Genomic DNA, 25,876 nt, shown 5'->3' with positions numbered 1-25,876 from the left:
TATTATTTGTTCCAAGTCACCTGCGCCGATTTCACGTCCCGGGAGTTCGTACCTACGTAGATATTGAATAAGCCCGGTTCCCAGATGTATTCCAACGAGCTGTTATAAAATTTCAAGTCTTCCGGCGTAATCGTAAAAGAGACTTTTCGGCTCTCACCCGGTTTCAAGGAGATCTTCTGGAAGTTCTTCAACTCTTTCATCGGACGGGAGATGCTGGCAGCCGGATCGCCGATATATAACTGTACGACTTCCTCGCCCTCTAGCTTGCCCGTATTCGTCACCTGTACGCTGGCGGTCAATACACCGTTCTCTCCTTGCACACTCGTCTTATCCAGCTGAAGATCACCGTAAGAGAAAGTCGTATAACTCAAGCCATAGCCAAACGGATACAAAGGATCGTTCGTGATATCCAGATATTTAGAAGTGAAATGATCATCCGGATTCATTGGGCGGCCTGTTTTCTTAGCATTGTAATACAAAGGAATCTGGCCTACGCTACGAGGGAATGTAGTCGTCAATTTACCGGAAGGATTCACGTCGCCGAACAATACGTCCACCAATCCGCGAGCCGCGGCGGAACCTCCATGCCAAGCCTCAACGATCGCGGAGAATTGGCTATCCTCCCACTCCAAGGTCAACGGACGGCCGTTCGCCAAGACCAACACCACCGGTTTACCGGTCTCCAACAAAGCTCTCAACAGCTCTTTCTGGCTCTCCGGCAAACTAATATCCGCACGGCTGCAAGCCTCTCCGGACCAGTTATTCGGCTCACCCATTACGGCGATGATACGATCCGCATCTTTCACTTGCTCAACCGCTTCCTTCACCAAACGGGTATTCTCCACCGGATCAACCTTCAAGCCACTGGCTTTCGCCAACATCGGCTCGTTCGTCAAATTACATCCCTTGGCGAAGATCACACGGGCCTTATTGCCAACCATTTCCTTCACAGCCTGCACTACGGAAGCCGACTTCGCCGTATCGATACCACACCATGTCCCGAACAACTCAACCTTCTTATCCGCCAACGGGCCTACCACGGCGATCGTCCCTGTCTTTCGCAAAGGCAACAAACCCTTGTCATTCTTCAACAGGACAATGGATTTACCGGCGATATGGCGAGCCGTATTCATATGCTCATCCGTGAATGTATTCTTTTTCGCACGATCTGCGTCCAAGTAGCGATAAGGGTCCTCGAACAAGCCCAATTTATATTTTGCCTCCAATACACGGCGGCAAGCCTGATCGATATCCGCTTGAGACACACGGCCCTCTTCCAGCGACTTCTTCAAGGTCGTGATATAGCCGTTCGTCATCATATCCATATCCAAGCCGGCATGCAAAGCCAAGGCCGATACGGTCTGCGTATCACCCAGACCATGATTGGTCATCTCGCCGATCGAATTATAATCGGAAACGACAAACCCATTGAATCCCCATTGATCACGAAGCAAATCGGTCAACAACCAACGGTTACCCGTAGCCGGAATCGCCTCCACCAAATTAAAGGAAGACATAACCGTGGCACAACCAGCCTCTACAGCCGCTTTATAAGGCGGGAAATACTCATTAAACATCTTGATACGGCTCATATCCACCGTATTATAATCACGACCGGCCTCGGAAGCGCCATACAAGGCAAAGTGCTTCAAGCAAGACAAGATCGTGTTCTCTTTTGTCAAGTCATCTCCTTGATAACCTCTCACCATGGCGGCGGCGATCTTTCCACCCCACCAAGGGTCCTCTCCACTACCCTCGGCGATACGTCCCCAACGAGCGTCACGGGCGATATCCACCATCGGGGAATACGTCCATGTCACACCGTTTGAGCTGGCCTCGATAGCGGCGATACGGGCACTTTGCTCGATCAACGTCGTATCCCAGCTACAAGACAAAGCCAATGGGATCGGGAAGATCGTATGATATCCATGAATCACATCCAGTCCGAACAAAAGCGGAATTCCTAAGCGAGATTCCTTAACCGCTATCTCCTGCAATTTACGGAACGTCTCCAGCTCCGAGCCTCCCGTAGCACCCAGCCAGCCCCGACGAATCGTCTCGTCCGCTCCTTCCGAACCACTCAAGATGCCGGGAACACCCCCACCGGACAAGTTCAGCTGTCCGATCTTCTCATCCAAAGTCATTTTACCCATCAACTGATCGATAAACGTATCCATCGCTCTCGTATCTTGAACGGGCTTTTGTCCGTATGCCGCAAGTGCCAAACAAGCGGCGAATGATAATATAATCTTTCTCATGTTATTTAAATATTAAGATTCTCTCGCATTATGGATCGTGAAACCCAATTTCTTCAAACCGTCCTGGATTTCCGGACAGCTCATAAACAAACGCCACAGAAGGCCCGTACGGTAATTCTCGATCATCGGGGTGATCGTACATTGGTCTATCGCCAGATAACGACGCGGATACCAATTCTCGCCTTCACTGAAAGCGTCGTAAAAACCATACTTACCCCAGATGCTATCTCCCAGATTGAAATAGAAATGCTTCAATGCCTTCGAGGATTCCTCCGGTGTATACGGATAACTGCTCAAGGCGGCTGTCGGCGTAATTACCCCATGATCGTTGGAGGGCATATGCGCGTTATAGCCTTTCACGGAATAGCTGGCGGTCAATCCCCAGCAAGCGTCGCTATATCCTTTGAAGCCCTTCGGATTCTCCGCGCAATAACGGTAATCGATCAATACGTGATTCCGGTTCAAGTCCCAGTAGTTAGCGTATCGATCCGATAAGCCGACCGGACATAGGCCGATATAAGAATAATGTGCCCAGAACAACGGACCGCCGTACTCCTCGGCATAATTATGTTTCAAGATCAAAGGTAAATCGTAAGCGACTGCATCGCTCTTGATCCCTCCTTTACGAGCCCATCCGTTATGATAAGCGGAAGCCGGGATCGGATACGTAGGCGAAGACGCCGCCAAAATATAAGTAATCAGACATTCATTGTAACCTTCCAAAGGAAAATTCATCTCCCATGCGTAATTCGGGCTCCAATGCCAATACAATACATCCTGCCCGTTCAAATACCAGGTCCATTCCATCTCACGCCATAGCTGGTCAATCTTCGCAGCCAACGCTTTCTCGCTCGCATTACCGTCCTTGAAATATTGGCGTACGCATAAGAGACCTTGCATTAAGAAAGCGCTCTCTACCAAATCGCCTCCGTTATCCTTCTGGCCGAAAGGCTTTACCTTACCCGTAGGTCCATGCATCCAGTGAGGCCAGACCCCATGGAAACGATCGGCCTTCGCCAAGTAATCAGCGATTTGATGAAAACGGGCCACACCTTCCTCACGAGTGATAAAGCCACGCTCAATACCTACCAACAGCCCGGCGATGCCAAAACCACTACCTCCGGTGGTCACGATATCAGCGTCGTTCTCAGGATACACGCCATCCGTATGGATACGCTCACAGGCCAGTCCGGAGGTAGGCTCCGCACCTTCCCACATATAATTAAAATGAGCCTTTTGTATATAGGTCAAGAATTCATCATCCGACTGAAAATCCAACTTACGCTCACTGGCCGTAGACTCTGCGGATGTGTCACTTTTCTTGGCCTCATGACAAGCGGTCAACGAAAAGCCAAGCAACAGGGTAACAACGCCTGTACGGAAATAGGTATTCATAGATATATACATTTAAAATAGTTATCGTCTCAATACTTTACTCATCGGTGAACGACCGCTCTCTCCCAATGCCTCGATCGAGAAATAATAGTCCGTATCCTTATCCAAGCCCCTAAAATCGTACATCGTATCTCCCAGTACCGTGATACTGTTGTACAATTTATCCGGCGCTATACCATAATAGATATTGTAAGCGTACGCCTCTTTTACCGGCTCCCAAGTGATCATCGCATTCCGCTTATCCGCTTTTGAGCGTTCCACCTTTAAATTCTTAACGGCGGCGGGAGCTTCTCCCAAACCATTTCCAAAAATACGAAATCCGGACATAGCGAAGTTGCCCGAAGGCACATGTTCGTTCACTATTTTCAAATAACGGGTTTTCAAAGGCTCACGCAACTCGATATAGTCGTGCGGAACGTCCTTGTCGTTATCGCTCTTATCGACTACCAATTCCCAATTTTGTCCATCTATAGAATGATAAATACGATATTGATGATACAAGTCCATCGCCTTATTATGCTGTACGGCTCTATGCTCGTAATAGTTCAACTGGATCGCACGTACCTCTTTCAATCCCTCTAAAGAGATCTGGAGCCATTCACCCGGCTCTCCCGAGCGGGCGGACCAGAAAGTACGCATGCTCTCATCCGTTACATTCTCTGGTACTAACGTACTATCCATGGAAGAGGCCATCACCGGTTTTCCATACGATAGCAACATCCAGCCGGAAAACGTATTCGCGATATCATCTACCTTCCCTTTCGGCGTAAGCAAAGGATAGTCCCCGAAAGCGGTGTTCGAATACATCACGCCATCCTTATCGAATGCCGTAGGGTACAAACCAATACGACGCTCAAACTTATATTTCAAAGAAAGCATGCAAGTAGCCACATGCCAGTAATTACCATACGCATCCTCGAAAGTACCACCATGACCGGCACCTTGTACGAAACCTCCCGGCTTATAGCTCATCGGGTTATGTTTCTGGTAGGTGAACGGGCCCATCGGTTTGTCGGATACATAAACTCCATCCGCATAGACCTTGAACTCCGTTCCCGGCGCACCGTATTGGAAATAATATTTACCGTTATGCTTGGTCACGAAAGCTCCTTCCGTAAAAGGCGCTAAAGTCGTACTATCGTCATTGTTCATCCCGAAACGTTCCCATCCGTGTTCTTCCGGGCGCAGCATCATGATCTCTTGGATCTTGCTGATCGGGTGGAAATCACGGCGATCCAATTCCACTCCCTTCAAAGCGAACTCATTACTTGAACCATAGTACATATACAAACGTCCGTCATCATCCAGCAAAAATGCCGGGTCCCAGCTAGGAAGAGCCGTTTTCTCCACATACCGCTTGAACTTTCCGCTTTTCGGGTTCGTACTATACCAAATAGGCAATCCCGCATAGGTAGAACCGGTATAGAACAAGGTATCTCCACTTACGAAAGCGGCCGGAGCGCACAAGTCGTCATCTTCCGGATAACGTTGGAAACCGGCGAATACAAACTCCCAATTACTCAAGTCCTTGGAATAATAGAATCCGGCTTGATTCGTGGCGAAAAGGAAATATTCCCCTTTATACATGACCATCATCGGATCAGCCGTAGAGCGGAAAGAGCCATTCTTCACCAAATCCGGCAGATTCGCCCGGAAGCAGTAGCTCAAATTCATCGGGTTGCAATAGGTAGAGGGATGATCGGCCGTAGCGTCGAACCAGCGGGTAGCTTGCTGAGGAGCTTTTACCCGTACATCACGAGGATCCGCTTCCATCCGGATATCTATTTTCGTATCGTTATCGCCAAACGTGCGATAAGCGTACTTCATCCCCGGATAATACACGAATAACTCATGATCGTAGCGGCTTGCTTGTATCTTATAATAGCCTGTCGCATCGGTGGTATAATGAACCGGGCTAGCCGTGAACATCACCGTAGCGCCTTCCAAGGGCTTGCCGTCCGGTCCGGTAATCGTACCTTCCAGAAAATGCTCTGGGGATACGGTAATATAGTAATCGCTTACCTGCCCCTTGATCACGATCACGGAATCTCCCCGCTCGTTTACTTGAGCGTTTACGGTAGAGACCGCAAAGAAAGAGGCAAGGAGTGATACGAGCATACACTTATTGTAGGCTTTTAAGGAAGCGCTAGAAACTCCTACGTCTTTCCGGAAAAACATGTACGTGTTTTCCGAAAAAGACGTACATGTTTCCGAGAAAACACGTACATGTTTTTTCCAAGAAGCGATAGCCCTATTTATTCTATTACATGCCAGCATATTATGTTCAAGATAAGTTATTGTTGTTTTTTTGTCGCATTATTATTTTATGGATTGAATCTTTTGGATACCTTTCTGGACATCCGGATGGCTCATGAAAAGGTTCCACAACAGATTCGTACGGTAATTCTCGATCATAACCGTTACAGGCGCTTGATTCAATCCCATAAATAAGGGAGATACCCAATTTACAGTCAAGTTGAAAGCATCCCGGAAACCGTACTCACCCCATAAGAAGCTGCCGTGGTTACGATAATAATTCCGCAAGGCTTTCATGGAAGCGTCCGGCGTATAAGGGAAAGAAGCCAGAGCGCCCGTAGGTGCCATCGTTCCGTTATCCCTGTGCGGCATCGGCTCCTGAGCTTGATAGTTCCAAGCGAAATCGCTGGCGGTTAATCCCCAACAATCTTCTCCATAACCAACATACCCCCCTTGGTTCTCGATACAATACCGTTGATTGATCTTTGCCATTTTCTGGTTGTTCTCGAAATAATTCGTGTACTTATCCGTGAACTTATGTGGGTCCAGCCCGAGATAGGAGTAATGGATAAAGAAAAGAGGACCTCCATTAGAGACACCTACTTTCAAGTTCTCCCCATAATAAGTATTGCCATTCGTATACATCTTACCATCTTCTACACGCCCCCAATCGGCACGGTATTCTTGCGCATACTCCTCTTGGCTGGCCCAGCCGCTATAATACATCTCCGGAGAGATTCCGTATTTCGGCCCCATGATAGCCAACATATAGGTAATCATGGTCTCATTCCAGCCGATCAATTTATGATTGATCACCCACGCCTGATCTGGAGACCAGTGCCAATATAGATATGGGCTGTCCTTAAATTGCTTATACCAGCTCCATTCCACGTTCTTCCACAGAGAATCGATGCTCCTACGGATTTGTTTCTCCTTGTCATTCTCTTGGTCGAAATATTGACGAGCCGTTAACAGCCCTTGGAATAAGAAAGAGGTCTCCACCAAATCACCTCCATTATCTTTCGGGCCGAAGAAAGCGACCGTCTTCCCGGTTGTCCCATCAATAAAGTGAGAGACCGCCCCATGGAATTTATCCGCTTTCTCCAAGAAAGAAGTGATTTTCAAGAAACGCTGTACGCCCTCTTCCCGGGTGATAAATCCCCGTTCGATACCCGCCACGATCGCCATGATACCGAAGCCGGAAGCCCCGGTAGCGATCATATCATTCCGTCCGGGAATATTCTCACGGGCAAGACCGCTGTTTGGCTCCGCTCCCTCCCAATAATAACGGAAGTTCGCTTCCTGTACCATATCCAGCAATTGCTCGTCCGTCATTGGATAGGTAGTGGCCGAGACTGTCTGGGAATCATTGGATTCATTCAGCGCATAATCCACGGCCGTCACCTTATAATAAGCCTTTTTACCAACCTCTCCCAAGAAATCGGTATAACGATTCATCCAAGGGCGGCGGATAGCGACCGGTTGGTAAGTAACCCCGTCGAAAGAACGGTAAATGCGATAGTATTTTATATCCTCCTTCGATTGAGGAATCCATTTGATATCGATATGACGCTCATACGCCTTGGCTTCCTGCAAGACCGGAGCGTTTAAGGCACTTACCGACGGGAGGGAAGCCGGCAAAAGCTCTATATCGTCCAGATAAATCGTATATTCGTTTCCATCGGCCGTACCGGGACGAAGGGCTACGGCCGCTAATTTCTTGATGTTCGTATCGTTCACGGCGTTTAATCCGAAATCCTCCAATGGAATGGATACGGGATGCCATACGCCGGGACGTGTATCTTTCAGATAATTTCTCAGGTTTAGGTATTGGGTATACGTGCTGTCCGCATAACGAATAGCGATATTGGGAAGAGCGGCAGCATTCATGCTCTCTCTCAACCGCACTTGCATAGAGAGCGTAGAGGGTTCACGAAAGAAGTCATTGCCACGGACCGGGCAATATTGTATCTCGCTATACCAATCTCCACCGGGAGCGGATACATAGGTAAGCTCCAAGGAATTGCCGGGCGTAAAAGCGACAGAGCCGGCAACCGGAAGATGATGTCTCGCATTTTTAATCCAAGAGGGTGAGGTATATTTCGCTTGAGAATAAAAGTAATCCCCTTTCATCAAGCTATTCTCGAAGAAAACATAGTCGTAAGGTTTCTCCACCGCTTGCAAGCTGGCGGACAATAAGAGAGTAGTTAGTAATGCGATGTGTTTCATGATGCTGATATTTATATAAATAAACGATATGATTTGAGATAAAATAGGCGGTGCCAAACGGGTTGACACCGCCTTGCCAAACTACAAAGGTCTAGTAAATAATGAGAATCTTATATTACTCTGTTACTTCCGGCTCAAAAGGCACAGGCTCAGCTTCTAAGTTAGGATTCAAGTCAATTTGATCCTGTGGTATCGGATAATATTCGCTTTCTCCTTTCACAAAACCCGGAAGTTCTTGAGTGGCTCTGTCCGTACGGACTAAATCGAAGAAACGTTCGCCCCATTCCAATGCCAACTCAACTTGACGCTCTTCCAGAATTTGATCCAAAGTCGCATTTGCAATCGGAGCTAAACCAGCACGTTCGCGAACCAAGTTTAATGGAGCGTCTCCATTTTGTCCCTTACGAACTTTAGCCTCAGCGTTCATTAACAACACATCAGCATAACGGAATACACGGATATTATTATTATCGCCATATCCAGTACGTCCCGGAGTCATTTGATTAGCCGGTGTATAAGCCTTTCCATTATAAGCAGTCGGTTCACCCGGTTGAGCGACAGGAATATAATCACCGTCACGAGTAGTGGCATCCGTCATGAGGAACGTTGTTTCCGCACGAACCGCTTCACCACGTTTAGAGAATAAATTACGGATTTTCTCAGTCGGCTCAATAAATGCCCATCCAGAGATAGGAGCCTCTCCACGAGGACCTTGGAACGCAAACCAGTTGTCAGAAGAAACGATATCACCACTTCCATTTCCAAAGTCAGTAAATTGATACTCTAGCAAAGACTCATTACACAATTTTCCCGGAATCTTAAACAACTCATAGAAGTCATTATACAACTCAAACTTTCCGCTATTGACGATATCCTCGGTCAAGGCCAATACCTCATCCCATTCATTATCATACATCTTCTGTTTCGCTTTCAACATCTCAGCGGTATATTTTGTAACCGCTCCCGGATGCTCAGACTCATTCGGACGAATAGCCGGTAAGTTTGCTATACAATAATCCAACTCGTCATAAATGTACTTCTTTACATCCTCTTTCGTATTCTTGAATACATTCAGTTCTTGATTGTCTAACAAAAGAGGCACATCGCCAAATAAATTTACCAACTGGAAATAAGCATATGCTCGGAAAAAGCGAACTTCAGCAGCATATTGAGCGTTTAATTGCTTGTCTGACTCACTCGTCAAATGTTTAGCATAATTCTCTAAAGACTCCAATGCTGAATTAGAAGTAGAGACAACATAATAGCAGTTTCCCCAAAGGCCACTTAATGCCCAGAAAGTAGTCAAACGATCATACTGGAATTTACTAGCATACTCATACTCAATCTGGTCCGTAGGAGATCCTCCTTTATTCACATCGTCACCGCGAACTATGATACATCCATACGAGGACCAAGACCCCAGATAACCACGAGCGGTCGCATATACACCGGAAACAGGCATATACATATTCGATTTATTCGTATAATCAATACCCTCTACCTCTACAGTATTCTCTGGAAGCTTATCCAAGTAATCACTACAACTGGATGTCAGCAATGAAAAGGCTAAAGGGATAGCCCATAAAATCTGTTTTTTTAATATATTTTTCATATACTTTTGATTAGCATTTAAAGATTAATAAATAATACGAAGACCTAACGTATAAGAAGATGCTAAAGGATATACACGCTCATCAAATCCATAAGAAGAAGATGCTATCTCACCTTTCTCGTTCTTACTACCCAACTCTGGGCTGAAGCTGTTTGCCTTGAAAACAGTCAAAGGACGATCAGCAGTCAAGCTCAAACGAATGCTCGGCATCTTGAATTTTCCAAAGTCTTTCTTCGGGAATGTATAAGCAACTTGTACATTCTGAATACGGAAATAAGAACCATCTTCTACATAGAATGAGTTAAAGTTAGAGATATTCCAAGGTTTTACAGAACCTTTCGCAGACATATATTCGTTAGTAGAGCCCTCACCTGTCCAACGATTCTCGAACTGATCTAAGTCATAGTTCAATTCAGAGTGCCAACGGCGGTCACCACGTTTACGGTTTACGATCTGGTTTCCAGCTACACCTTGCATAACCATAGAGAAATCGAAATTCTTGTAAGAGAATCCTAAGTTGATACCGTAATTGAAGTTCGGGATATAAGAACCCAATGTTACACGGTCTTTATTATCAATCTTACCATCCTTATTTTGGTCAACATACTTGAAATCTCCGGGCTCCAAACCATTTGCTACAGCAATCGGATCAGCAGCGATCTCTGCGGCATTCTGATAAACACCCTCAATATCATATCCATAGTAAGCATTCAACTCACCACCAACTTGAGAAATCGTACGGAACTCCGCAGAACCACCATATAAATAAGATAAACCATTCAAATCTTTTACCTCATTGTGCAAGGTTGTCAAGTTTGCTCCAATGTAGTAAGAGAAATCTTTACCGATCTTATCAGCCCAGTTAAAAGACAACTCAACACCTGTATTCAAAATCTCACCTCTGTTACCTAATAAGTTACCGGCACCCATTGGCAGAGGAGCGTCGATCACGGCATTTTGAGTCAAACGATAATACCAGTCTGCCTCTATTGTCAAACGGCTATTCAACGTACGAAAATCTAAACCGACGTTCGTCTCATTCACGACTTCCCAACCTAACCAACTAAAATAAACCAAGTTTGTATAACCAGGAACAGCGCTTCCTCCAAATATACCAGAGGTACCCATATCTTGCGTAATGGAAGCGAAACCATCACTAGCCGCAACCTTATCGTTACCTAACTTACCCCAGCTCGCACGTAATTTCAGATAATCAACCCATTTCTGATCTTTCATGAATCCTTCTTCTGAAATATTCCAAGCAGCACCTACAGAAGGGAAATAACCCCATTTCTCTTGGTATTTGGAAGAACCATCAGCACGCATTGTAGCAGACAATAAATATTTGCCTTTATAATCATAAGATACACGACCGAACCAAGAAACACCACGATAAGTCGTACCGTCATCGCCAGTTTTACGTCCATCCGCATTACCTTGATTCAAATAGTAATATTCCTCGTGTCCGCCCGGAACACCTGTAGCTTCTCCCCATAGGTTACGCCAGTTCTCTTCACGTACGGATTGACCCAACATCGCGGTTAAACCATGATCACCGAACCTATCTGTATAGGTCAATGTATTATCTAAAATCCAACTGTGATAAATATCATTCTTCTTATTCAAAAGGGGAGTCGAATTCAACTGAGTTCCACCAACCAAAAATTCTGGAGTATAAGCTCTTGTCTGGATAACATTGATATCTTGGCTATAAGCCGTTTTAAAGAATAACTTATTCTCCGGCAAGAAGTCGAATTGCGCATAGAAAGAAGGCATTACGCGCAACATTGAATTTTTAGAATCATAATACTCCGCTTGAGCAACCGGATTGTAGTAATACTCACTCAAACCGATTTGGGCAGGAGAACCATATTTCGTAGGATACGGATTCAAGGAGCTATTTTCATCATATACAGGAATAATACCCGGTGTACGGAAAGCTGCTAACCAAACCTCGCCGTTTGGCAAGTTTTGCGTAGAGTTGCTCAAAACAACGTTAGCTCCTACTTTCAACCAATCAAAAGCCTTATAATCCGCTTTCGTACGCAAATTGAAACGAGAGTAATCATTTTTAGAATCCAAGATACCATCTTGATACAAATAAGAGGTACCCACAGAATAAGTAGCTTTTTCAGTACCTCCAGAAATGTCTAAAGAATGGTTGTGAGTTAAAGCTGTATGTAAGATCTCATCATACCAGTTTGTATTCGGAAGTGTTCCCCAAACATTTTTAGCGTTATTTACAACAGCCTGTAAGGTTTCATTACCCATCTCACTGATCATAGTCGCATATTGCTCACTATTAGCCATTTTCAATACATTCGTAGCCTTTTGAAAGCCAACATAACCATCATAAGTAACCGTAGCAGGACGATTCAACGCACCTTTCTTTGTCGTAACCAAGACTACGCCATTCGCCGCACGTACACCATAAATAGAAGCGGCAGAAGCATCTTTCAAAATAGACAAATCTTGAATATCACTATTATTCAAGAAATCAATATTATCAAAGAACATTCCATCTACAACATACAAAGGTTGGCTATCCGTATTCATAGAACCGATACCACGAATACGTACGGAAGGACCGGAACCTGGCTGGCCACTATTCGTAATCTGCACACCCGGCACTTTTCCTTGCAAAGCACTCATCGGAGATGATGTCGCATGTTTCGTAATCTCATCAGCCTTGATCACGGCAATTGGAGCTGTCAAATCCTTAGCCTTACTCGTACCATAACCGATAACGACAACCTCTTCCAAGTTTTGCGTATCCTCACTCATCAGAACATTTACTACAGTCTGTCCGTTAACCGGAACTTCTTGTGTAGTCATACCTACATAACTAAATACTAAAGTCGCATTCTTGGGAACATTACTCAAAGTATAGTCTCCATCCATAGAGGTTATGGTACCGTTAGTCGTACCCTTAACCAAAACACTCACCCCGATTGCGGGGTATCCTGTGGCCTTTTCAGTTACCACACCGGTAACTGTCAGATTCTGCGCAAACATTGTTGTCGCGGCAAGTAACAGGCATAAACAAAGCATTAATTTAGCTTTCATTCATTCTAGTTTTAAAGTTGAACATTTGTTTTTACACTCATTATTAAATTTGAGGCAAATGAACACCCAAACCTAAAAAAGGGCAAATTTTTGTATACTTCAACACTACTGCAAGCCTTGCGCAAGCGGAAAATCACTACTTTTATACTACTGCAATACATATTAATTGTCTTATTTTCAGTTATAATACATTTGTTAATTCAAAAGGAGAACATTATATGTTATTAAACACATTTCACTAAATATGGGAACACAAAAATGACAAGGAAAACTCATAGTTATGATTTTCTTATTTCATAGTTATGATATTTTTCATTCATAACTATGAAATTTCTTAGTGGAACTGGATCATGAAATCTACCAAGCTTTGCCCCTCCGGTAGATTTAGTTTTTTACGCAATCGATAGCGCGCCGCCTCGATACCACGTACGGAGAGATTTTGCATACGAGCCATATCCTTAGTTGGCATATTCAAACGTAATAAAGCGCATAATCGTAAATCGCCCGGAGTCAAATCGGGATATCGCTCTTTTAGATTCGTAAAGAACTTTTCGTGGATACGATCGAAATTAGTCTGGAAAATGGCCCATTCATCCTCGCCTGATATATTCTCTTCGATCATGCGGATGAGCTTATCGAAGAATCGTTTCGTATAACTTCCCGATAATTGTTGAGCTTGTATCTCCTTCTTTAAACCTTCGAGGAAATCATTATGAGAGATAACAGATAAAGTAGCGCTGGCTAGTTCCTTACTCTTATAAGTAAGGTCATCTTCTAATTTTTCATTCTCTAGCTTGATAATCAATTGTTCTTGCGCCTTCAATTGCTCTTCTTGCAATCTCTTTTGCTCCTCGTTGACCTTCTTCTCACGCATGACAATCCACATCGTATACATCCTCACCAATACGACCAGTATGCATAAAAACAATGCGAAATAGATGATCAGCGCCCACCAAGAGCTATAAAACGGACGTTCGATCTTGAATGGATAAGACAGAGAGGATAGCTCTTTTCCCCGATCGTCTTTCACAACCGCATGTAACACAAAATTGCCATACGGTAAATTAGAATAAGTCCGTTGAAAATTACTGGTGCCTTCTGTCCATTCATTATCAAATCCGTCCAATTTATAATAGATCTGGAAACGGCGCCCCGTAAAATCCGGATACGAAAACTTAAAAAGAATCGTATTATAGCTATAACTCAATACGGACGCACCGGAAGCCGGTGCGTCCGCTCCCTTGCAAGGGAGCGGAGCGAACTCATTTTCATGCCGATTATAGGCCCTTACCTGCGACAAACTTAATGGAACTCGAGTCGTATCCACATAATTCCGGTATCTGTCATAACGAGCGATCCCCCCGTTTAGACAAAAATAAGACGTCCCGTCGGAAGCCACATAAATATTTCCCCTATCCTCTATGGTCGGATTATCAAACAAAGTAAAAGGAATACGCTGTTTTAACTGGAATCGCCCGGACTCATATCCTAACAATACATATTCCGAATTCCGGATAAACCAATATAAATCATTATTCAAGGAAACAACCCGATAGGTATCGCTTAACTCGGGAAAATCCTCATTCAACAAATCATAAGGAACGATCTTTCCCGTCAAATCCTCATAAGTATAAAACTTACTCCCATCCGAGAAAACAATACGTCCGCGTAATTTCATTACATTAATCGTACCACTCTCATTACCTTCCTCCAGTTTTCCGATATACTCCATCTCTTTCACGCTCCTCAAATCCTCATTCAAGCGAAGACGATAGATACCTTTATACATATGGCTAGCCCATATATTGCCGGTAGGGTCAACCTCAAACGATTTGATCAAATTAGAGAATCCTTCTACATTATGGCTAAACTTCCAACGATTCGTAACCATATCCCGGGTGAAAACACTGAGTGGACGGTAAGACATCTGGAGTAAAACTTCCTTTCCATGGATAATTGTCTTACGTAATGCGGTACCCCCTCCATTGGGACCCGGTATCTGAGTAGCTTTTCGGCCCTCTAGCTGTAAGGTACCTGTATTATGTCCGGCAATCAGTTGATTTCCGACATCGGAGATATACCATGTCTGTTCCTGAGTACCGGGAACCAAGGTTGGGTAACTATCGTTCTCAGATAACGCATAAAGACCTTGGTTCGTAGCTAAATAAATAATATCCTTCTCTATCACCATATCATGCACCATACCAATCTGGGCCTCAAGCGGCTCATAAAAATAGATCGGAGAATTCACATGTATCTGCGCGATACCATTATCCAATGTAACCCATAAATTATCCGAATTATCAGCAAATACTCTCAATACCGTATTATTAATCAAGCCATTCTCCCGGTTGATATGCCACAAAGTTTCCCCCTGCTTATTAATCGCTACAACCCCATTAGAAATCGTACCCACAATAAAAGTGGAATCTTTCATCATGACTCCCCGGTTTGCGATCCCTTCCTTTAATATCTCATTGGCTGGCGTATTCCACACGGACAATTTTTTGCGTACCTCATCATAGATAAAACATCCACTACGAGCCGAGACCAATAATAGCTGATGATCAAACGGCAAGACCGAAACCACATCATCCTCCAAAACCTTTTTCGATAGTAACTCCGTAAACTGGCCGTCATCCATCCGGCAAAAGCTTCCTCCTTCCATAAACTGAACATAGAGATGATCGTCCAATGTGAAAATATACAATGGAGGCAGATCGGATACGCCCTTCCTTACCTTCTCCCCATCATAAATAAAAAAGCTACCGAATGATTGGAAATAGATCTCACCCTTATATTCATTAATCGTCCAGAACTCATCATTATTTAAATAGACGTTTATCTCAGACGAACTGAGTGAATGATAAATCAGATCATTCTCATCATCCACCTCAAAATACCCGAACTCCTCGAAAGAGCCGACATAAATACGTCCCTCCTTCGATATATACAAAGCACGGACACCCAGATTATTCGGTAACTTCACAAGATCCCAGTGAATACCGTCAAAAGCCAAAAGCCCCCGGTTATTGCCAATATACATCTTTCCGCCCGGACCTTGGGCGACCGCCCAATTCTGGTTTCCCGCTTTGTAATCGCTTACGGAATAATTGATGATTTTAGGAATATAGGGTACCTTCGCATTCCCCGTTATACAAAACAACAAGGCAATAACGCAACAAATCAACATACGAATCAACGTCCTCTCAAGTATCTCCTTCACTATATAGTACAGAATGTTATGTACCACAAAAGTAAATAAAAATACGTTACGTTATACCCTACTTCTTATAAACTCTCACACAATCAATCTCGAACACATGCGGAAAAAGAGAATCATCAATACCCTTTTGGCCTCCCCAATTCCCACCGATCGCCAGATTCAGCAAGATATGAAAGCGTTTATCGTAAGGCCAAACCTCATAGCCTGTCCCCTCGTTCTTAAATGTAAAGTATAATTGATCATCTACATAAAGCCGGTACTCATCTTCCTCCCATTCCAAGGCGTACACGTGAAACGCTTTATAACAATCCGGACACGCAATTTTAGCATTTTTTTGAGTTCCGATCGCATGATTATATTTTTCCGTATGCGAAGAACCTACGATCGTGTCGGGATCATAGCCCACATTTTCCATAATATCTATTTCCCCGCTTTTTGGCCAATCCCCGTATTCCCAATCCGTTGGAAGCATCCAGATGGCCGGCCATGTCCCTCGTCCAGTCGGGAGTTTCGCCCGAATCTCAAAACGTCCGTACAACCAATCCCCTTTTCCTTTCGTAATCAGGCGAGCCGATGTATATGAACGACCTTCCATCGGTTCTTTCAAGGCCGTAATCCTCAACACCCCATCCGAGACCCAAACGTTCTCCTTTCTGCCGGATGTATAATATTGAGCCTCGTTATTTCCCCATTGATATACATTACCTTCCGTATCATAAGACCATTTCGTAGAATCAGGAAATCCCGTATAGTCAAACTCCTCACTCCATATCAATTTCCACCCGCCTTTATCCATGGGTGCAGACAAATCGATATCACTAGCATTCGCCAGACTGCTCAAGAAAACACGATATAGGATAAAACTAAACAAAAGAAATGACCGTGACATAACAATATTGATTTAAATCAGAATTTCCACAAATATATGAAAAATAAATAAAAGTGTAGATGAAAAACACATCGCAAGGTTATCCCCGCAATTATACTGCGAATACCACAGGAGATATACTTCAAGTGGCAGAGAAGATATACTTCATGGCCAAAGTAAGTACTACCCCATTTTCCCTAGGGATTAATCGGATAAGCTATCTATACGAGAAAATGTCACAAAATAAAAAAGGGATGCCACAATTGACATCCCTCTCTCTGGATTGTTGAGTTGTCTCACGAGGATTCGAACCTCGACAGACAGAACCAAAAACTGTAGTGCTACCATTACACCATGAGACAATCCGATTGCTTTACTAAAGCGATGCAAAGGTAAGAATAAAATCTTACCTTGCAAATTTTTTGATTATTTTTTTACTTTGCGATCAACAAATAATAATTTTTCTTACCTCTTTGAACCAATAAATACTTATCGTCAAGCAGTGAAGAACAATCAATTACAGTATCAACCTCCGCTAATTTCTCTTTGTTAAAACTTACGCCACCACTTTGTACCAATTTACGCATCTCACCTTTTGAAGGGAAGATAGCGGCTTTTTCAGTACACAAATCAACAGCCTTGATTCCTGCGGCCAATTCATCACGGGAGATATCGAAATGAGGAACACCCTCGAATACGGCTAGTAATGTGTCCTCATCCAATTTCAACAAAGCCTCGTGAGTGGAGTTACCAAACAAGATATTGGAAGCCTCGACAGCGGCCTCATAATCTTCCAAAGAGTGAACCATAACAGTCACTTCTTTCGCCAAACGTTTCTGCAACGGACGCAAATGAGGAGCGGCCTCTTGCTCCGCCTCCAAAGCGGCGATCTCTTCTTGGCTCAAGTCCGTGAAGATCTTGATATACTTGGCGGCGTCAGCGTCGCTTACGTTCAACCAGAATTGATAGAATTTATACGGAGAAGTATAGCGACGATCCAACCAGATATTACCGGATTCCGTCTTTCCGAACTTACCACCGTCGGCCTTCGTGATCAACGGGCAAGTCAAGGCATAAGCCTCCCCTCCCAACGTACGACGGATCAATTCCGTACCAGTCGTGATATTACCCCATTGATCGGTACCACCCATCTGTAGACGGCAACCCTCATGCTCATACAAATACAAATAATCGTAGCCTTGTAGCAATTGATAGGAAAACTCGGTGAAAGACATACCTACACTGGATTCGCGGCTCAAACGCTTCTTCACAGAATCCTTAGCCATCATGTAATTCACGGTAATATGCTTACCGATATCGCGGATAAAATTTAAGAAAGAATAATCCTTCATCCAGTCATAGTTGTTCACCAACTTAGCGGCATTAGGAGCGTCGGAGTCAAAATCAAGGAACTTAGCCAATTGTTTCTTGATGCAATCCTGATTGTGACGAAGAGTAGCCTCGTCCAGCAAATTACGCTCAGCAGACTTCATAGACGGGTCACCGATCATACCGGTAGCGCCACCCACTAAAGCGATAGGACGATGACCGGCACGTTGGAAATGCTTCAGCATCATCACACTTACTAAGTGTCCGATATGCAAAGAGTCTGCCGTTGGATCGATCCCCACATAGGCCGATGTCAACTCTTTCTGCAATTGCTCTTCCGTCCCGGGCATCATATCAGCGATCATGCCCCTCCATCTTAATTCTTCTACAAAATTCATCGTATTAATTTATATCGTATTACATTAATATATTTGTCACTTTATCTCATACGAGGCAAAGGTACGACTTTTTAATTGAGAATCGAAAATTGATAATTGATAATTATCCGTTTAGGTGGAAGATAGAAACGTTTTTAGCGATTTGAATCCGCAGCTTTTCTTCCGGAATATCCAACGCTTCCGCTACATTTTGGTAGACCCCGCGGATATCAATCGATTTATCATCGGTCTCCAAGAAAAGGAAATCAGGCCATGCGGCACGCAAAGCCGACGGATTAAAACGATCTCCAAAAGAGAGATAAAACCCCAAGCGAACCAATTGGGAGGCAAGTTCACCATTACCTCGAAAGCCATGGATAATCCAAGGCATCTCCGGTTTCACGGCCTTTTTACAGGCAATGAGATCCGCCCACGCTTTTACGCAATGGATGATTAATGGCTTATGTGTTTCCTCCGCTAAATTGGCTTGTGCCAGAAACACCTCTTTTTGCAAATCCATTGGAGATTCGGCCAGTGTATCAAGTCCAGCCTCTCCGATCGCCACGACTCCCGAACCAGACACCAATACCCTAAGTAGATCCATCTGCTCCTTTACATTATATATATACCACGGATGAATACCATATGAGCGAATAACCGTATCAGGAAGTGAACCCGGCTGCATATCACCCATTGGACTCACGATCCTATTTATAATCGCGATATCCTCCTTATGGAAAGGCATCTGATGCGTATGTATATCATAATAACCCATGGCGTTACGGAACCGGATCATAACCGCTCCCACCCCAAGGATGGCAACGAAGTATTCGTTTAACCGTAAGATACAATCCTTTCACAGGGCCATATTTCTTCAAGGCTTGCACCGCATATTCGGAACAAGTGGGCGTATACCTGCACGAAGCCGGTGTCATAGGAGAGATACAATATTTGTAGAAATAAACCGGCAATAAGAGTAATGTGGTAAAAAAGCGTCTCATTATTCTTTATCCCGAAGGATATGGATCGCTTTCTTCATTGCCTTTTCCATCGCAGCGTACGGATGGATCTCTTTATCGAGGTACAGGAAAGCGATTAACATGCCCTTATTCTTCGCTTCCAACGGTTCCAGTAAATCATATTTACGAACCCGGTAAGCCTCACGTACCTGTCGTTTGATCAAGTTACGTTTTACGGCTCTCTTAAATCTTTTCTTCGGTACACTCACTAAGAAGGAAGCACGGGCAGGCATCTCTTCCTCCATCGGTAAATAAACGACCCGCAGTGGAAACGCCACGAACGATTGTCCTTTTTCGAATAATAGGTCAATGTAACGTTTCCACGACAGGCGTTCTTCTTTTGAAAGGGTATACCTTTTTGTCGTCATTATTTTTTACCGTCTTGCTGTTTTTTCAGATATAAATCCAAAGCAGCAGTCATAGAAGGGGCTTCCACCGTGGGAGCCTCAACGTCCAAACGCAGACCCGCATCTTTAACAGCCTTTGCCGTAGTAGGGCCAAAACAGCCGATCTTTATATCGTCTTGTTTGAAATCCGGGAAGTTCTTCAATAAGGAAGAGATACCCGACGGACTAAAGAAAACCAACATATCATAATCGAATTTCTCGTCCTTCGCGAAATCATTGCTCACCGTACGGAACATCACCGCTTTCGTATAGTTGATTTTCTTCGCATCTAACAAAGCGAATAGATCATCTTTATGTACATCGGAAACAGGTACTAGGTATTTCTCCTTCGCATGTTTGGCGATAACAGTCACCAAATCATCTGCCTTACCGGTCTGACCATAAAAAATCTTACGTTTTCTATAAACGATATACTTCTGGAGATAAACAGCGATCGCCTCTGTCATACAGAAATACTTCATCGTTTCCGGGATAGCCACACGCAATTCCTCGCATAAATGAAAGAAATGATCGATAGCCGTACGAGCCGTAAAAATAACGGCGGTATGATCCAAAACCGAGATTCGTTGCTGCCTGAACTCCTTGGAAGATAAAGGTTCAACCTTGATGAACGGACGGAAATCTATTTCCACACCGTATTTTTCTGCAATATCGAAATATGGTGATTTCTCCGATGCAGGCTTCGGTTGTGATACCAATAATTTTTTAATATTCAATGCCATAGAGTACTTGACTCGATAAAGTTATACAAATAAATAATGCCTTCATACAGAAAAACTAAAGGCAATATTTCTTGGCCGCAAAGGTACAAACTAATATATAAAAAACTGCTATTTTTCCTGTGAAATATCCGTATGGTCTTATAAATTATCACAAAACGACACAGAATATAGAAAAATACAAACAACAAAACAGGAATCTGTATACTGCTCCCCACGAATACCAACCAAAGTGCCGGAATGTATAAACAGATCCCCCACGCTCCTATAATAGCGTTATAATTAGTCTTCCAAAACTTGTATTTCGGAGCATCCGTAAAAACAACCCCCAATAAATAATAGAAACAGCGCTTACACCAATAAAACAGTATCAATACCATCATTATCAACCCAATAGATATCAATACCGTATTTTCTAGCAAATGGTTGAAATACCCATATGCCCTAGCGATAGCAAAAAGGCAAACGCTACAAAGAAACAAGGCTTGAAACGTCATGAAATTCCGGAAGAGCCATTCGCTCCCCCTCGTTACCTCAAATAAATTTTGACGTTCTTTCACATATACCACATCACGCATCATCTTCAGGAATAAACGATAATTGGTACGGAACACCAACGCAAAACACATAAATAAGACGAACAAAAGGCTGAAGACCACATCGTCCACCAATTGTCCGTCCCACAAACGAATCCCTACATATCCTTCAAATGTACCCATGTGCCGCTATTATCGGCACAAAGGTACATAATTATTTCAATAAAGCGCTTCCTTAATAATCTCTCCTACCGTAGGATGCGGGAACACAAACGACTTTAACTCATCCGATTTCATCCCCTTCTCAATAGCGATTCCGGCGATCACGATCAACTCCGAGGCCGGATTACCCAACATATGGGCGCCGATCAACGTCTCATCCTCCGACAAGATCAACTTACAGACGCCATTACCCATCTCATTCTCCGCAACAAAACGTCCCGAGAATGCCATCGGTATTTTCTTCACGGTATACGAAATACCTTCTGCCTGCAACTCCTCCTCTGTCTTCCCGACACCGGCGATCTCCGGATTCGTATAAACGACACCCGGAATAGCCTTATAACTCATCGGGCGCGATTTGCCCAAGAGATGATCCACGGCCACCTCCGCCTCGCTAACTGCCGTATGCGCCAGTAAGGAGAAAGCGGTAATATCACCGCAAGCATATACATTTGGCAGGGAAGTCTGCATGTACTCATTCACCTTCACCCCATTACGAAAAGTCTCCGGAGCCAGTGTCTCCAAGCCAAAACCTTTCGTAACCGGACGACGCCCTACACTCAAAAGGACCTTATCGCCATGCAACGTGAATGTCTCCCCGTCTTTCTCTACAGAAACCTCGGTTCCATGCACCCCGGTCACTTTATGACTTAGATAGAACTTAATCCCCCGTTTAGCGTATTCCGCTTGCAACATTTCGGACAGCTCGCGATCCATCGGGCCTAATATCTTATCCAACATCTCCACGACATGTACCTCTACCCCAAGGCTATTGAAGAAAGAAGCGAACTCCATACCGATCACGCCTCCACCGATTATCACCAAAGAGGCCGGAAGCTCCTTCGATTGCAACGCCTCCCGGCTCGTCCAATATTCCGTCTCCGCCAATCCGGGTATAGGAGGAATTACCGTTTCCGATCCCGTACAGATCAAAAGGTTCGCAGCCTCGTATAGCTCTTCTCCGGCAGCGATCGTAATCGTCCCGTCGGCCGCACGTCCTTGGATACAAGCTTCCGCCGTAACCATCACCACGCCATGCTCCGTCATTTTCATACGGATACCGGCTGTCAGCTTTTTCACGACCTTATTCTTACGGGCGATGATTTTCGGGAGATCAAAAGAAGGATTCTCCGCTTTCACCGCATACTTGGAAGCATGCTTGATATTATCATACGTCTTAGCGGAATAAAGAAGCGTCTTTGTCGGCACGCATCCCTCATTCAAACAAACCCCGCCCAATGCGTTTTTCTCAAAAAGAATCGTGGAAAGCCCACCCTGCGCCGCTCTCTCCGCGGCAGTATAACCGGCAGGACCTCCACCGATTATAGCGACATCGTATTTCATACTATTAGATCTATTTAAGTTGTATATTAGGATTTATCTTTCTCAACTGTTTGATAAAATCAGCCCGGTTGGTCGGAGATATGAGCATCCAAGGTTTCCCATTGCTCCATATGATCAGCCGATCCAACGAAAGGGCGTAGCTGGACACCGGCATCACGGTAGATTCCAACGCCTCTATATCAGCGATAGCGATCTTCTTCTCCGGGAAAATACTACAATGCGCTATCAACACATCATCTTCCGTTATCCGGTAATACGTATTAAAGAAAACATGAAGCACCCCCAACGCAGCGACCATCATACCCACTATAGCCGATATATTGGTACGCAAAAACGCAGCCACACAACCAATTACCACCATGATAATCACCAGATGATACCACCATCCCACTTTTGATTTATATTCTCTTTCCATTTTCCGAAATTTGCCGCAAGTTAACGAAAAACGTCAAACAAAAAGAAAATTGCCCAATCTTTCCTATAAAAGAAAATACGCTGTCACTTCTCAGCAACAGCGTATCCACTTAAACCGGTTAATACAAATCATAAGATTGTAGTCGCCTTTTTTATTTTAATTCTTCCAATACCGTATAGGATTGTAATACGTTATTCTTATCATATTGTTCCGTACGCACTAAGCCTACATTCGGGCTGTACCACTCATAGCCATACCCAGTGATTGTCTCCTTTGATTTAGGGGAACGTGTAGCGATATTATATTTTACCTTAGCGCAATCGAACGTACCGGCAGGAGTTGTTATGCTTTCCGTTTTAATAAACTCACGGTCCTTAATGGCCATATCCTTACGATTCTTCCGGTTCTTCTTATCGTAGATCTTTACGGAAGCCTCGTCGAAATACACGTTATTCTTATCGAAATTAGCCGCATACGGATTTGGGTAATTTATAAAGTTCTCCGTGATATCCACATTCGTATTCATTTCCGATACCACTCCCGGATAAGAGAGCGTCTCTTTCGAGTCGAGGAAAAATTCTCCATTCTGGCAGTATGCCTTGATATCTCCTTTGTTCACGATCGTACCGGAGGGATTAGTATATACGTAGTCCGCTTCCACCTCTTGGCCGGAAGGCAATGTTTCCACCTCATCCACTTGATAACTCATAACAGATTGTAAGTTTCCCTTCGCGTCATATCCTTTACGGACCCATACCGTTCCCTCTGTTTGCGGAAAGAAGAACGTACAATCTTGCGCCATCGCTCCTCCCGCGATCAATGAGATTAAAGCCGTGTATAATATTTTCACCTTCATAATTTTGACGTTTAATTAATTCACTACTAAATACATGCCGGATATCCAATGCTTTGTTAGAACAGAGTGAACCACTAAATGTTCAGAAGGTAAAAATTAAAAATAGCCAAAATATCGTAAGGCAGCGGTATATCATCCACTATCAATGGATACCGAATATAGCATCTTTTACGACGATAGAATCATTTACATCGTACCTATTATATAAAGTCCCTTCCATCTTTCCCTCAATATATGGCATCATGGACGATTCATGGTAACGAACACTATCCACATAGACCTTAAACGGTTTTTTTAAAGGACAATATTCCACCTTATTTAGTGAATCCGTTATCCGGATATAAGACGTTATCTCCTCTTGTGTCCGAATCCCCTTCTCTATATTATATTCTCCTTCTTGTAATGGGAGCAATACCACCTTCATCGCATAACGGCTTGAATGTTCGCGATCCAGTGGAATCGTCCAATGTGAGCATCTCAAGACCTCCCATTCTCCCCTCCTTACTTCCGAATAAAATCCAGCATCTATATATCTCCATGAAGCCGACTTATTCCTAATAGAAATATCCTGTCCGTTTACCGCCCCCTCAAAATATCCCAGATAATAGGGTGTTTCTTTAGGTGTATCCTCTATTATCTCTTCTTTCTCGCAAGAGATAAACGCCAACTGCAAAAGAAATAGTGAAAAATAAATTAGGTATCTCATAACGCATATATTTTAGAAGTAAGACACTTATATTCAGAGCTATTTCCAAAGATACAAACTTTATCCGGATTTCAAACTAAAAAGACGTAGAATTGAAGTTCTATAAACCAAATACACACAAATCACTTCCTACATATGTACGAACCTCTTTACTATACAAGTTTCCATATATTATATTATCAGTTACATTTTTCTTAGATAAATTCAATCCCCAATGATATCTAAACATTAACCTATTCTCGCCTTCCTTAAACAATGGGGATGATACAATTACGGGGTAGTTAATCTCATAGACTAAACCGGACGGTATATTTTGTAACTGATCCGATTTTCCCTTCGACAATATGAAACTAGGAGGCATTATACTAGAACTCATTCGCATAGATTTTTCGTATATCATAATCACTCCTCCCGGATAAAACAGCTTATCCTTATCCGATATATTCTTAAATCGCAAGCTTACCCTTACAGTATCACCCATCAAAACAGTGTCTCGATCAGTTGCAATCACAAGGCTCATATTTTCTACGATATTCCCATCCGGCAATAATTTATCTTGTTCTTTCTCAAACATCAATGACTCCGAATAATGCCATTGTCCACTGTCCTTGCTTCTTTTAAGAACAAAATTATAGAAACTTTTAGCGGCCAAATCTCCATTTTTTGCTGAGATGAACCTAAATGATTTTGACAATTCCTGTATAGTATTCCTATCCTCTCCATCCATACCTTTCTCCCAAGAAGACGAGCTACAATAAGGTATCCCATTCTCATCTATCAAAAATGTTATAAAAAAATGGGTATCCTCATAATTAATCTCCGATAACTTCTCACAAATCAAATCCGCATATTTACCGGACGATCTCATCAAAACTGGTGGGACACCCCACCATGTCACTAGATGATTTTCCATCCATCTTCCATACCTATCGTAATATTCTTTATCACAATCAGAAGAAGTGTCTTGAGCAAATGCAGTTACACTGATAGACAACATCATCCATAAACATCCTATTTTCAACATCTTGATAACATT

Annotated in this window: 19 protein-coding genes; all 19 read right to left on the bottom strand. The window is 43.6% G+C overall.

The window, feature by feature from the left end:
- Positions 1-2 precede the first annotated feature (2 nt).
- Positions 3-2,258 (bottom strand): beta-glucosidase BglX, encoded by a 2,256-nt coding sequence (gene bglX / locus CI960_RS21530; protein ID WP_005860284.1) that lies wholly within the window; start codon positions 2,256-2,258, stop codon positions 3-5.
- 12 nt (positions 2,259-2,270) lie between these two features.
- Positions 2,271-3,665, bottom strand: a complete 1,395-nt coding sequence (locus CI960_RS21525; RefSeq protein ID WP_036629106.1) for a glucoamylase family protein — start codon at positions 3,663-3,665, stop codon at positions 2,271-2,273.
- Positions 3,666-3,674: 9 nt separating this feature from the next.
- The gene (locus CI960_RS21520) at positions 3,675-5,831 is read right to left on the bottom strand and encodes a family 43 glycosylhydrolase (protein WP_005860287.1); all 2,157 of its coding nucleotides are present in this window, start codon (positions 5,829-5,831) and stop codon (positions 3,675-3,677) included.
- A 141-nt stretch (positions 5,832-5,972) separates the two neighbouring features.
- The gene (locus CI960_RS21515; protein ID WP_005860288.1) at positions 5,973-8,138 is read right to left on the bottom strand and encodes a glucoamylase family protein; all 2,166 of its coding nucleotides are present in this window, start codon (positions 8,136-8,138) and stop codon (positions 5,973-5,975) included.
- 115 nt (positions 8,139-8,253) lie between these two features.
- Positions 8,254-9,750, bottom strand: a complete 1,497-nt coding sequence (locus tag CI960_RS21510; RefSeq protein ID WP_005860289.1) for a RagB/SusD family nutrient uptake outer membrane protein — start codon at positions 9,748-9,750, stop codon at positions 8,254-8,256.
- Between the two features lie 24 nt (positions 9,751-9,774).
- Positions 9,775-12,816: a TonB-dependent receptor gene (locus CI960_RS21505; RefSeq protein WP_005860290.1), complete on the bottom strand. Its 3,042-nt coding sequence runs from the start codon at positions 12,814-12,816 to the stop codon at positions 9,775-9,777.
- Positions 12,817-13,150: 334 nt separating this feature from the next.
- On the bottom strand, positions 13,151-16,009 hold the full coding sequence (locus CI960_RS21500) for a triple tyrosine motif-containing protein (RefSeq protein WP_036629107.1): 2,859 nt from the start codon (positions 16,007-16,009) through the stop codon (positions 13,151-13,153).
- A 91-nt stretch (positions 16,010-16,100) separates the two neighbouring features.
- A complete protein-coding gene (locus tag CI960_RS21495; protein ID WP_005860293.1) occupies positions 16,101-16,931 on the bottom strand; it encodes a family 16 glycosylhydrolase in 831 nt (276 codons plus the stop codon).
- 413 nt (positions 16,932-17,344) lie between these two features.
- A complete protein-coding gene (gene tyrS / locus CI960_RS21480) occupies positions 17,345-18,637 on the bottom strand; it encodes a tyrosine--tRNA ligase (RefSeq protein WP_008773162.1) in 1,293 nt (430 codons plus the stop codon).
- A 103-nt stretch (positions 18,638-18,740) separates the two neighbouring features.
- On the bottom strand, positions 18,741-19,412 hold the full coding sequence (locus CI960_RS21475; RefSeq protein WP_049762359.1) for a TatD family hydrolase: 672 nt from the start codon (positions 19,410-19,412) through the stop codon (positions 18,741-18,743).
- The gene (yidD, locus tag CI960_RS21470) at positions 19,396-19,617 is read right to left on the bottom strand and encodes a membrane protein insertion efficiency factor YidD (protein WP_005860297.1); all 222 of its coding nucleotides are present in this window, start codon (positions 19,615-19,617) and stop codon (positions 19,396-19,398) included. Before yidD ends, CI960_RS21475 begins: the two co-directional genes overlap by 17 nt.
- The gene (rnpA, locus tag CI960_RS21465; protein ID WP_005860298.1) at positions 19,617-20,003 is read right to left on the bottom strand and encodes a ribonuclease P protein component; all 387 of its coding nucleotides are present in this window, start codon (positions 20,001-20,003) and stop codon (positions 19,617-19,619) included. Before rnpA ends, yidD begins: the two co-directional genes overlap by 1 nt.
- Positions 20,003-20,758 carry a uroporphyrinogen-III synthase gene (locus tag CI960_RS21460; protein WP_029257164.1) on the bottom strand — a complete coding sequence of 252 codons (756 nt, stop codon included), beginning with the start codon at positions 20,756-20,758 and terminating at the stop codon, positions 20,003-20,005. Before CI960_RS21460 ends, rnpA begins: the two co-directional genes overlap by 1 nt.
- Positions 20,755-21,480 carry a DUF4271 domain-containing protein gene (locus tag CI960_RS21455; RefSeq protein WP_005860300.1) on the bottom strand — a complete coding sequence of 242 codons (726 nt, stop codon included), beginning with the start codon at positions 21,478-21,480 and terminating at the stop codon, positions 20,755-20,757. Before CI960_RS21455 ends, CI960_RS21460 begins: the two co-directional genes overlap by 4 nt.
- Before the next feature lie 36 nt (positions 21,481-21,516).
- On the bottom strand, positions 21,517-22,863 hold the full coding sequence (gene lpdA / locus CI960_RS21450; RefSeq protein WP_005860301.1) for a dihydrolipoyl dehydrogenase: 1,347 nt from the start codon (positions 22,861-22,863) through the stop codon (positions 21,517-21,519).
- A 10-nt stretch (positions 22,864-22,873) separates the two neighbouring features.
- On the bottom strand, positions 22,874-23,278 hold the full coding sequence (locus CI960_RS21445) for a PH domain-containing protein (protein WP_005860302.1): 405 nt from the start codon (positions 23,276-23,278) through the stop codon (positions 22,874-22,876).
- A gap of 151 nt (positions 23,279-23,429) precedes the next feature.
- Positions 23,430-24,134, bottom strand: a complete 705-nt coding sequence (locus CI960_RS21440) for a hypothetical protein (RefSeq protein ID WP_005860303.1) — start codon at positions 24,132-24,134, stop codon at positions 23,430-23,432.
- A gap of 142 nt (positions 24,135-24,276) precedes the next feature.
- Entirely contained in the window at positions 24,277-24,840 is a 564-nt protein-coding gene (locus CI960_RS21435; RefSeq protein ID WP_005860305.1) for a DUF5025 domain-containing protein, read from the bottom strand.
- 100 nt (positions 24,841-24,940) lie between these two features.
- A complete protein-coding gene (locus tag CI960_RS21430; RefSeq protein WP_005860307.1) occupies positions 24,941-25,864 on the bottom strand; it encodes a hypothetical protein in 924 nt (307 codons plus the stop codon).
- Positions 25,865-25,876: the final 12 nt, after the last annotated feature.

Source organism: Parabacteroides sp. CT06 (assembly GCF_002257605.1).
GTDB classification, from domain to species: domain Bacteria; phylum Bacteroidota; class Bacteroidia; order Bacteroidales; family Tannerellaceae; genus Parabacteroides; species Parabacteroides distasonis.
This window is presented reverse-complemented; position numbering and strand designations above follow the sequence as displayed.